This window comes from Thalassospira sp. CA1 (assembly GCF_059052855.1).
The window spans coordinates 284,883-295,993 of record NZ_JBZCIA010000005.1 but is presented as its reverse complement, the minus strand read 5'-3'; the positions used below and the strand labels follow the sequence as shown (position 1 = coordinate 295,993).

Here is an 11,111-nt window from a genome sequence, read left to right as displayed (position 1 = left end):
CTCAAGGTTGGTGAAGCGCGTTTTAATGGCACAGGCGGCATCGGTCAACACCTGTTTTCCATATTTTGGCTCTTTTTGCGCATTCAGCCCCAAAAACGCGAAAGCCGCCCCATGAAGGGACGGCTTTCGGTTGCAATAGTTCGAATATCGCGATTATTGCGCGTCGGCAGCAACCTGCATTTTGACGATCTGATCCGGGTCGGCAACGCTGCCATTGGCCCAGGGCGCACCCTTTTTGATCATATCGACATATTCCATGCCCTCAGTCACTTCGCCCCAGATGGTGTACTGACCATCAAGGTGCGGTGCATCGGCAAAGACGATGAAGAACTGGGAATCCGCACTGTTCGGATTGGCCGAACGGGCCATGGAAACGGTGCCGCGAACGTGACGTTCATTCGAGAACTCGGCATCAAGTTTCTGACCGGAACCGCCGGTTCCATTGCCTTTGGGATCACCGGTCTGCGCCATGAAACCTTCGATCACACGATGGAATTTCAGCCCATCGTAAAAGCCTTCACGGGTGAGTTCCTTGATCCGGGCAACATGTTTCGGTGCCAGATCCGGGCGAAGCTGGATCACAACGCGGCCATCTTTCAGGTCAAGATAAAGCGTGTTTTCCAGATCCTGAGCGACTGCGTCGTTTCCATTGGACATGGTGATAAATCCTAGTACGAGAGCGATAATTGAAAATAGACGAAAAAGACGCATGGCCTGCGTTATTCCTTTTCTTCTGCCAGCTTTTCGTGCAGCCGTTTCAGCACGTTTGCCGGCACAAATTCAGTGACATTCCCGCCCAGACGGGCGATTTCCTTCACGAAACGCGAAGAGACAAACTGTTGTTTGTCCGATGCCATCAAAAAGACGGTTTCAACTTCCGGGGATAGCCGGGCGTTCATCCCGGCCATCTGGAATTCATACTCAAAGTCCGATACCGCCCGAAGACCACGGATAATCGTGCTGGATCCGTTTTCCTGGGCAAACTGCATCAGAAGCGATGAAAATGGCTTAACTGAGGTACGGGCGGCAACTTCACCGCCCGCAGCCTTGAGTGCACCTTCAACCAGTGCACAGCGTTCATCGACCCCGAACATCGGACCTTTGCCGGCGTTGATCGCAACGCCGACAATCAGTTGATCGACGATCCGGGTCGCACGACGAATGATATCCATATGCCCTTGGGTTACCGGATCAAAGGTGCCCGGATAAATCCCGATACGCGATACGGTAGAAGACGTTTCAGTCATCGAACTTCCCGTTATTCGTCGCGGTCCGCTTCATCAGATGCCGGTGCCTCAGCCGCATCTTCATCAGATGCCTCCGGGGCCTGGTCGGCGGTTTCAACGGCACCTTCGGCACCCTCGACCACACCTTCCTCGCCATCGATGATCTCATCATCTTCATCACCAAGGTTTGACAGACGTTCGACTGCGACGACCTGTTCGTCTTCGGCAGTACGGAACAGCGTCACACCCTGGGTCTTACGTCCGGCAATACGGATGTCATGGGTCGGCATACGGATGACCTTGCCACCATTGGTGACCATCATCAGTTCGTCGCCTTCTTCGATCACGAAGGACGCAGCGACATTACCGTTACGTTCCGACATCTCGATATTGGCAAAGCCCTGACCACCACGGCCGGTCACACGATATTCATAGGCAGACGTCCGTTTGCCATAACCGTTTTCAGTGACCGACAGGATCATCTGATCGCCACTGAGAATTTCCTGATACCGTTCTTCGGACAACAGTTCGAGCGGAAGGTTATCGGCCGTGATTTCCTCGCGACGCAACTTGCCGGTGATAGAAAGGTATTCACCGCGCTCTTCCATCGAAACATGGTTGCCAAACAGAACCGACATCGCGATGACTTCGTCCTGATCGGCCAGACGGATGCCACGCACACCGACCGAATTACGGCCGGTAAAGACGCGCACGTCACCGACACGGAAACGAATGCACTTGCCCTGACGGGTTGTCAGAAGGATGTCGTCATCATCGGTACAGGTCTGAACCGCAATCAGCTTGTCACCACGTTCTTCTTCAAGCTTCATGGCGATCTTGCCGTTTGATTTCACATTCACGAAATCGGCAAGGCTGTTACGGCGGACGTTGCCGGTCGAGGTGGCAAACATCACATGCAGGTTCGGCCATTCTTCCTCATCGGGAAGCGGCAAGACCGTCGTGATATATTCGCCTTCTGACAGCGGCAACAGGTTCACAAGCGCCTTGCCGCGTGATTGCGGCGTCCCCATCGGCAGGCGCCAGACCTTCATCTTATAGACCATCCCCTCGGAGCTGAAGAACAGAACCGGGGTGTGGGTATTGGCAACAAACAGCTTGGAAACGAAATCTTCCTCGCGGGTTGCCATGCCCGAACGGCCTTTGCCACCGCGACGCTGTGCGCGATAGGTCGACAGCGGAACACGCTGGATATAACCACTGTGCGACACGGTCACGACCATGTCTTCACGGGCAATCAGGTCTTCGATGTCATGTTCGAATTCTGCTTCCTGAATTTCGCTGCGACGCGGGTCGGCGAATTCATTGCGCATTTCGGTCAGTTCATCCTTGAGGATGGTCAGCTTGCGCTCACGCGAGGCAAGGATATCAAGGAAGTCCTTGATCTTCTCACCCAACTCGGTCAATTCGCCCGCGATCTTGTCACGTTCGAGACCGGTCAGGCGATGCAGACGCAGCTCAAGGATCGCACGTGCCTGTGCTTCGGACAGGCGATACATGCCATCAGTTGAACCAACCTGGTTCGGATCGGCAATCAGTTCGATCAGCGGAACGATATCGCCCGCCGCCCAATCACGTTCCATCAGCTGTTCACGCGCAACAGTCGGATCGGCTGCATTACGGATCAGTTTGATGACTTCGTCGATATTCGATACCGCAATACCCAGACCAACCACAACATGGGCACGATCACGCGCCTTTTTCAGAAGATGGATGGTACGGCGAGTGATGACTTCTTCGCGGAATTCGACGAAAGCCTGAATGATGTCCTTCAGGTTCATCAGTTCCGGCTTACCACGGTTCAGTGCCAGCATGTTGACACCAAACGAGGTCTGAAGCGCTGTAAAGCGGAACAGCTGGTTCAGGACAACATCGGCATTGGCATCACGCTTAAGCTCGATCACCATGCGCACGCCCGAACGGTCAGACTCGTCACGCAGATCGGAAATGCCTTCAAGCTTCTTGTCGCGGACCAGTTCGGCGATCTTTTCCATCAGGGTGGCCTTGTTCACCTGATAGGGAACTTCAGTCACGATGATGGCTTCGCGGTTGGCGCGGATTTCCTCGACATGGGTACGTGCCCGCATGACGACAGAACCACGGCCGGTCTTGAACGCCGAATGGATGCCCGAACGGCCAAGAATAAGGCCACCGGTCGGGAAATCCGGACCATGGACAAATTCCATCAGACCTTCGACGGAAATATTGGGATCATCGACATAGGCCATGCAGCCATCAATGACTTCGCCAAGGTTATGCGGCGGAATGTTGGTTGCCATACCAACCGCAATACCACCGGCACCATTGACCAGCATGTTGGGGAAACGGGCCGGGATAACGGACGGTTCCTTGGTGGTTTCGTCATAGTTATCGCGGAAATCAATCGTATCCTTGTCGATATCATCGAGAAGGAAGTGCGCGGCCTTGGCCATGCGGGCCTCGGTGTAACGCATGGCGGCGGCCTTGTCGCCATCCATGGACCCGAAGTTGCCCTGCCCGTCAATCAGTTGCAGGCGCATGGAGAAATTCTGCGCCATACGGACCATGGCATCGTAAATCGCGCTGTCGCCGTGCGGGTGATATTTACCCATCACGTCCCCGACCACACGGGCCGATTTGCGGAACGGCTTGTTATATTCAAACCCGTTCTCATGCATGGCGTACAGAATACGACGATGTACCGGCTTCAAACCGTCTCGGACGTCAGGCAGTGCGCGGCTGACGATCACGCTCATCGCGTAATCGAGGTAGCTGCGGCGCATTTCTTGTTCGATGGAAACCGGGAAGATATCGCGGTTCTCGGGATTGGTCTCTTTGGTGGACAAAGGCCGTGACCTCTTAAACGCTTGATCAGAAATGATTCAATCGGCGTGACATACACCTATTTGAAGGCACATGCCGGACCAGAAAGGCGGAAAGTATCAGGTTTGTCCCGCACAAACAATATTGACAAATCCTATCGCGCAAGGTTGGGCAATAAAGTTCGAAATTTCGCTAAATTTCGCGGATTTTCCGGCATATAAAACCGTCACTTCCCGCCCGATTTGTCGCCTTTGGGAACTTCCATCACCGGTGTCATCGGATCAGACTTCAAAACCGGCCGATGAACATCCTTCGGTTTGCGGCCGAAACGCATCTGTGATGCGGCAATCCCGCCCAGAATGACCGCCAGGGCAATCAATGCATTAGGCTGGGGCACTTCGCCCAGCACGATAAAGCTGATCACCACACCAACTGCTGGCACCAGATAATTGTTAAACACAAGGAAGCTGGCCCCGGCCACCGCGATCAGTTGCAGGATCAGGAACATGGCAATGCCGGTCGGAAACATGCCGAGATACATGATGGCAAGTGCGCCTTCCAAATCCCAGTCCATCGTCCAGGGCTGATCGACAATCAGGGTAAAGGGCATCAGCATCAAGGCGGCAAATGTCAGGATCACGGCCGTCGATCCGATGCGCGGCTGATCACGCAGATTACGCGCCACAAGCGATGAGATCGCATAACCGATTGCTGCAACCAGAATGGCCAACTGGAACAGGAATTCTCCCCCCAGCCCGGAAAGTGTTTCCGGCCCGACCAGCACAATCACGCCAATCGTTCCCAAAATCACCCCGACGACCTTGCCGGTTGAAAGCTTTTCATCATGGGTAAAGAAATGCGCCAGAACAACTGTGGTCAGCGGCACGGTCGACATCAGGATCGCAGCCAATCCGGCATCGACCTGTGTTTCGCCAAAACTGATCAAAAAGAACGGAATGGCATTGCCAATCAGCGCCACCATAAAGGTCGAAATCCATGCACCCCGCCCCTTGGGCAGTTCGGATTTACGAATAGCTGCGAAACACCAGAGAACAAGGGCGGCAAAGGACAGACGGCCACAGGCCACCACCAGCGGCGAATAGGCATGCACGCCGATCTTGATGAAGGTGAACGAACTTCCCCACATCAGTGCCAGCAGCAACAGCAAGCCGTATTCACGAATTCCCGGACGTTTCATTTTATCAGCCCATTTTTGCCATACTTATTGGGCCTTATCGCGATCACGAACAGACCAGATCAAGCGTTAAGACCCATACGCTTTTTAATCAAGGAAATACCTTTTCACAGAATTTGCCCCAATAACAGTACGCTGCAGGCCGCTGAATGCAGTTTGCGAAATTCTCGCATAGATGCCCTGACTTAAGGCAGATCAAAGCGTTTCAGAGATAAAAATGAAAAAAAGTCACCATCGACATAGAATAGTTGTTGCGAATGAATTGCAATTGCATTACATTACGCATAACAAAAAAATCGGGATATGAGATGATGAGTTATGTTGATCAGGAATTGACGGTCGAAGACATGCTTGCCGACCCGATCGTTCAGACATTAATGCGCTATGATGGCGTCTCTGCCAGTGATGTTCGTCACACGATCGAGCAGGTAAATCAGAATCGGCCGGAAAATCCGGTGGATGGCGCACATGCCGACGCATGGGCGACGACCAATCCGGTTAAACCAGGGCTGCACAACACGGCGGCGTAACGCACCTGCCCACCTTGGCCGGTGCTATCGGGTGTTCAGCGCCCAGTCATATTCATAGTCGGCGATATCAAGTTCCGTGATATCGCCCAGCGTTTCCGTCAGCTCCGACCCGGCGAATTTCCTCAGATGCGCGATGAATTCCGCATCACTTTTCCCGAAATCATCCCGATACCACTCATACAGGCTTGAAAGCACAAGCCCGCCATCGGCATTGATGCGCACCGCGCGCGGATGGTTGATGAAATCACGCGCCGCCTGATCAAGCTGCGCTTCAAGTTTGTCCGCATCAAAGGCCTCTGGTGCCAGTGCCGGGCAACCGATCGACGCACAATTGACCACATAATGAATGCGCGCATCGCGCCAGATCGGGCGCAGGATGCGGTGTTCGATATCATCAAGGCTCAGCGTCCTGCCCTCGACTGTGATCAGTTTCTTGCCCCATGGGCCAGAAGAAAATAATCCCGGCGAAATATCAATATCGCGGATGCTTTCGACCGGATAATGATCGAGAACCACCTTAACGGTCAGCGCATTATACAGGTTCACCCAATAGGCAAATTGTTGATCGCGGTTAAGCGCATCGACGTTGACCTTGGTCATGGTATCGACATAGCCCGCGACCATCCCCGCCCCGCTATCACGACTGGCCGCCTCGTAATCAAAGCTGGTCACACCGGGTTCATGTTGGGTGACATATCGATCCAGCACCGCCTGCCAATCGCCATGGTCAATCTCGACCGTACTGCTTGGATCATGGGCCTGCCAATCCGGCCATAAATCGGCATCCGGCGCAGCCTGCACGGGGCGCACCGGTACAACAACTGTGACAGCAATCAGCAAAAAAGACAGGGCAACACTAAACGCACGCATGATCACCAGACCAGATTTCAACAGATTTGATCCCACCTTAACCGCTGCGGGCAAAACCGGCGTGATCACTATCATATCGCCCGGTCATCCCCTTGATCGGCTTATATACATTTAACCCCAAGTTGGGTTATACTGATCCCTATGATACAGGCAGGTGCAATACAGGTTATCCCCGGCAGTGGCGGGCAACTTGGTCAGATTATTGCCACACGCGCCCTGCTCGGCTCCGGGAGCCAACCGCCGACCAACGGGTCGGGCGGAACAGCTGCGTCTGCGCCGCAAACATTGCCGGCCGCCGTTGCGCTTGTCCCGCTGTCGAGCACCATCGCCGCCACACAAGCCCCGACAAACGGACCTTCGGGACGGACAGATCAAGCAAACCCGTCGCAATCCTCCAGCACAGGCGACCGCCAACCGGCACCGCCACCTTCGCCTACGCCTGCGCAAACCGCACCGGTCAACAGTGCGGCCTCGGTGGTGACCATCATCCAGCAGCTTGATCCGCGCGACATTCATGGTGCTGCACCAGACGATGCGAATACCCAAAGCCCGACACAGCGTCAGCAGGAAGAACGCGAAGCCACGCCGGAAAATGCGCGACAACCCACCTCAAACCCGGCCCTTCTGACCGCGTCGGAACGTGAAATTGTGCGTGAACTAAGCGCACGCGATGCGATTGTCCGGACAGAGGAAGAAAGCCACCAAACCCTCGCCGGGGCCAATGCCGGCATGATCAGCTATAGCTATACCGCAGGCCCCGACGGGCGGCTTTATGCCACAGGCGGCAAAGTCAGCATCCGGCCCATTCAGGGCCTTGATGGTGTAGCCGCTATCGCCAATCAGGCCGCCATTTCGCGTGCGGCATCGGTGCCCGGAAGTTCGGCGGCTGATTTCAATGTCGCCAAGGGGGCATCAAAGAACATCTCGGCAATGATCGCCTCACAGGCCAGTGCGGCGGCAGAAAGCTATCGCATGGCCCTTGGCCTCAATGCTGCGCCGGGCAAAGTGGATCTCAGCGGTTAGCACCCGAGCAGCCTCCCTCGTCATTCCCGCGCAGAGCCTGTGCCCGCGAGGCGGGTACGGGAATCCATTATCGGCCACGACATAAAGATTCCGGCGCGTCGCTGCGCGTCGTCCGGAATGACGATAGCCCAACAAAAAAAGCGGCCCCGATGGAGCCGCTTTTGTTTTGTCTTGCCCTTGCGCGCTTAGGCGTAATGCCAAAACACATCAAAGCCCGGATTAAACACCGTTACCGGGCCTTCGCCGGTTTCGATCTTCTCGGCGAACTTGGCCGGTTCAGCGCGTTTTTCGAGCGTGATCTGATCACCATTGATCGGCAGGCCGTAATATTGCGGACCGTGGATCGAGGCAAAACCTTCAAGCTTGTCAAGCGCGCCTTCCTGCTCAAACACATGCGCCAGAAGCTGCACGGTGTTGTTTGCGGTAAAGATACCGGCACAGCCACACGGGCTTTCCTTGCGATCATCTGTATGCGGCGCTGAATCGGTGCCAAGGAAGAACCGCGCATCCCCCGACGTTGCTGCCGCACGAAGCGCCAAACGGTGCTTTTCACGTTTGGCAACCGGCAGACAATACATATGCGGGCGAATGCCGCCAACCAGCATGGCATTGCGGTTAATGATCAGATGGTGCGTTGTAATGGTCGCGCCCAGGTTCCTGTCATTGGCCTTCACATACTCAACGCCGTCTTCCGTCGTGATGTGCTCCATGATCACGCGCAGTTCCGGCAGACGCTTGCGCAGCGGATCAAGAACACGGTCGATAAACACCGCTTCACGGTCAAAGATATCAATTTCCGGATCAGTCACTTCGCCATGCACACACAGCGGAATACCAAGTTCCGCCATCCGCTCAAGCGCTGGCATCGCCTTATCGAAATTGCGAACCCCACTGTCGGAATTCGTCGTCGCCCCTGCCGGATACAGCTTCAACGCGGTGATCACACCGGCCTTGTAGCCTTCTTCGATATCATCGGGGTTGCTGCCCTCGGTCAGATAAAGGGTCATAAGCGGAGTAAAATCATGCCCCTGCGGGATCACAGCCGTAATGCGGTCACGGTATGCAACCGCATCAGCGGTCTTGACCACCGGCGGCACCAGATTGGGCATGATGATCGCGCGGGCAAAATGCTCGGAAGTCTCGCCAATCACACCTTTCAACATCTCGCCATCCCGCAAATGCAAATGCCAGTCATCAGGACGGCGAAGGGTAATGCGATTGGTCGACATGCGGCGATCTCCTGGCAAGCAATGAACCCGTTTGGGAAATATGGTGGGTTACCTAACAGATTGCTTTAAAATTGGGAATGTTAAAGACAACTATATCGTCTCCTAGTAACGGAAACACGAGATCCGGCAACGGGGTCTTTTATCAGCATTGCGATGACATCCGCCACGCATCACACGACAAAAAGTTATAACTTGTTCGACTTTCCATTTGCAAAAATCATACTTTTAGTTATATATTATTCTATCACAATCAGGGCGCAAAATGCTGACAATTGAGTACAAAAAGCAGGCAAAAAAGGAACTGCAACGCATTCAGCCAAAGATGCGCCAACGCATCATTGATGCGATTGATAAACTGGCAGAAAACCCGGATCGAACCGATCTGGACATAAAACCGCTGACAGGCAGCAACTACTACCGGATAAGGGTTGGAGAATACCGGGTAGTCTATGATCAGGACGGGCGCATCCTGAGCATCAAACGCATCGCGCCAAGGGGCTCGGCCTATTAGACAGCCCCAGAGCCCCACACAGGAATACAGGAAAACTGAACCATGACCGTCAAACATAGAGACAAGCCCGGCATCAAATTCCGTGCGACGACCATACGGGGCAAGGCAACCAGCGCGAACGCCGTACGATTGACGGAAAAAGACAAAAATAAACTCACTCGTCGTAACGCTTTGACCGGACGCTATCAGGTTGTCCGCGATGATCGAATGAACCCGGTATCTGTCGTCATGGCATTTGACGCATTCAAAAACGCTTTTCCGGCCGAAGCCGCCAACATCATCGCCGATGATGAAGCAGTCGAAGACGCGGAACTGATCCGCCTTGCCGATGAAGCTAAAAACGACGAGAATTTCCCGATGGAAGTCGTCAAACGCCTTTCGAATGGCGAAAACCCGGTCAAGGTTTATCGCGAGTATCGCGACATGACCCAACCGCAGCTTGCGGAACAGGCAAGCGTTTCGACCAACTACATCTGCATGATCGAAACCGGCAGAAAAACCGCTTCGCGCAAGTTGCAAGCCAAACTGGCAGGCATTCTTAGTGTTGATTACGACGATCTGGAAACATGGGCCGTTGACAACGAGTAGGACTTAAACGTGAAAAGGCCAGGCATTCGTGCCTGACCTTTCCATAATGCGGCGAGTGATGAAAAAAGGGACAGATTTATTTTTCTGCCCCGTCCTGCCCGCCACCCTTTTCACATGCTCTGCTCCGCTGCCGTCAGGCCAGTGAAAGCACAGGTCCCTCAAGCAGATCCATCAGTTGCCCGAAATATCCACCTGAACGTGCAGGTGACGTCGGATCAGAGGTGATGGCCACCGCCAAGTTCTTTTCTGGATGTGCCGCGATGATCTGACCGCCATAGCCGCGTGCGATAATGAAGCCGCTGCGGCTAAGGAACCAGCCATAGCCATACGCAAGGCCCGAATAAGGTGATCGCGTGTGGGCCTGGGTTGATTGGTCTATCCAGTCGGCCGGAATGATCTGGTCGCCATCGAACTGGCCTTGATCGCGCATCAGGGTCGCGATGCGCAACATCCCGCGCGGTGTCATCGCCATCTGGTTCCCGCCGAAATAATAGCCTTGTGGATCCCGTGTCCAAGATGGAATTTCAATGCCGAGCGGCTGACCAAGCACATCGCGCGCTTGTTCCAGCAGGCTTTTTCCCGTCGCAACCGTCAGCACCGCACCAAGGATATGTGTGGTGCCGGTGGAATAGATCATACGCCCGCCGGGGGTTGCGACCATCGGTCGGCGCAGCGCAAAAGAAACCCAGTTATCGGAATTGACCCACGCGCCGTAGTTGCGCCCTGATGTGCCCTCAAGCCCGGCACGGAGCGTCACCAGATCTTCGATGGTCAGATTTTCCACGCCGGGTGTGGCATTCGAGGGAATGATAGACGGCGCGATTTCGCCGATGGTGGCGTCGACCGAGGGAATCGCGCCTTCCGCGATCGCGTTGCCTGTCAGCAGACCGATGATGCTTTTCGAGCAGGACTTGATGTTCGCAACCCTATCCAGGCCCGGGCCGCGCGGGGCTTCGGCGACGATGATCTCGTCACCGCGTTGGACCATGATAGCATGAAGCTGGGACATGTTAGCAATTCGCGACCGGATGTCGGACGGCGTTTGTGCGAAGGCCCTGGCCACAAAGGGAGTGGCCATAGCACCGAGAAGGGTCACTGAGAAGGCACGGCGGGTCAGCA

At 54.7% G+C, this 11,111-nt stretch carries 11 protein-coding genes; 4 read left to right on the top strand and 7 right to left on the bottom strand.

What is annotated here, in order from left to right:
- Positions 1 to 153: 153 nt before the first annotated feature.
- From AC5Q5A_RS11490 to AC5Q5A_RS11475, 4 genes are all read right to left on the bottom strand, one after another.
- Positions 154 to 657 carry a peptidylprolyl isomerase gene (locus AC5Q5A_RS11490; protein ID WP_063088087.1) on the bottom strand — a complete coding sequence of 168 codons (504 nt, stop codon included), beginning with the start codon at positions 655 to 657 and terminating at the stop codon, positions 154 to 156.
- A gap of 62 nt (positions 658 to 719) precedes the next feature.
- Positions 720 to 1,247 carry a pantetheine-phosphate adenylyltransferase gene (gene coaD / locus AC5Q5A_RS11485; protein ID WP_008890703.1) on the bottom strand — a complete coding sequence of 176 codons (528 nt, stop codon included), beginning with the start codon at positions 1,245 to 1,247 and terminating at the stop codon, positions 720 to 722.
- A gap of 11 nt (positions 1,248 to 1,258) precedes the next feature.
- Positions 1,259 to 4,069 carry a DNA gyrase subunit A gene (gene gyrA / locus AC5Q5A_RS11480; protein WP_493895348.1) on the bottom strand — a complete coding sequence of 937 codons (2,811 nt, stop codon included), beginning with the start codon at positions 4,067 to 4,069 and terminating at the stop codon, positions 1,259 to 1,261.
- A 203-nt stretch (positions 4,070 to 4,272) separates the two neighbouring features.
- Entirely contained in the window at positions 4,273 to 5,244 is a 972-nt protein-coding gene (locus AC5Q5A_RS11475) for a DMT family transporter (RefSeq protein WP_493895347.1), read from the bottom strand.
- Between the two features lie 308 nt (positions 5,245 to 5,552).
- Here AC5Q5A_RS11475 and AC5Q5A_RS11470 point away from each other — a divergent pair, with 308 nt between their 5' ends.
- Positions 5,553 to 5,771: a hypothetical protein gene (locus AC5Q5A_RS11470; protein ID WP_336232905.1), complete on the top strand. Its 219-nt coding sequence runs from the start codon at positions 5,553 to 5,555 to the stop codon at positions 5,769 to 5,771.
- A gap of 24 nt (positions 5,772 to 5,795) precedes the next feature.
- On the opposite strand, the gene AC5Q5A_RS11465 is transcribed toward AC5Q5A_RS11470, so the two are convergent.
- On the bottom strand, positions 5,796 to 6,662 hold the full coding sequence (locus AC5Q5A_RS11465; RefSeq protein WP_493895346.1) for a DUF547 domain-containing protein: 867 nt from the start codon (positions 6,660 to 6,662) through the stop codon (positions 5,796 to 5,798).
- Positions 6,663 to 6,782: 120 nt separating this feature from the next.
- Between AC5Q5A_RS11465 and AC5Q5A_RS11460 the strand changes: the two genes are divergently transcribed.
- The gene (locus AC5Q5A_RS11460) at positions 6,783 to 7,664 is read left to right on the top strand and encodes a putative metalloprotease CJM1_0395 family protein (RefSeq protein ID WP_493895345.1); all 882 of its coding nucleotides are present in this window, start codon (positions 6,783 to 6,785) and stop codon (positions 7,662 to 7,664) included.
- A gap of 185 nt (positions 7,665 to 7,849) precedes the next feature.
- Here the strand turns inward: AC5Q5A_RS11460 and pyrC are convergent, their stop codons facing one another.
- Complete coding sequence (pyrC, locus tag AC5Q5A_RS11455; protein WP_493895344.1) at positions 7,850 to 8,893, bottom strand: dihydroorotase; 1,044 nt, start codon at positions 8,891 to 8,893, stop codon at positions 7,850 to 7,852.
- 262 nt (positions 8,894 to 9,155) lie between these two features.
- Between pyrC and AC5Q5A_RS11450 the strand changes: the two genes are divergently transcribed.
- Both AC5Q5A_RS11450 and AC5Q5A_RS11445 read left to right on the top strand, forming a co-directional pair.
- Entirely contained in the window at positions 9,156 to 9,404 is a 249-nt protein-coding gene (locus AC5Q5A_RS11450) for a type II toxin-antitoxin system RelE family toxin (protein WP_493895343.1), read from the top strand.
- Positions 9,405 to 9,446: 42 nt separating this feature from the next.
- Positions 9,447 to 9,992 carry a helix-turn-helix transcriptional regulator gene (locus tag AC5Q5A_RS11445; RefSeq protein WP_493895342.1) on the top strand — a complete coding sequence of 182 codons (546 nt, stop codon included), beginning with the start codon at positions 9,447 to 9,449 and terminating at the stop codon, positions 9,990 to 9,992.
- Between the two features lie 133 nt (positions 9,993 to 10,125).
- On the opposite strand, the gene AC5Q5A_RS11440 is transcribed toward AC5Q5A_RS11445, so the two are convergent.
- Positions 10,126 to 11,001 (bottom strand): serine hydrolase domain-containing protein, encoded by an 876-nt coding sequence (locus AC5Q5A_RS11440; protein ID WP_493895341.1) that lies wholly within the window; start codon positions 10,999 to 11,001, stop codon positions 10,126 to 10,128.
- Positions 11,002 to 11,111: the final 110 nt, after the last annotated feature.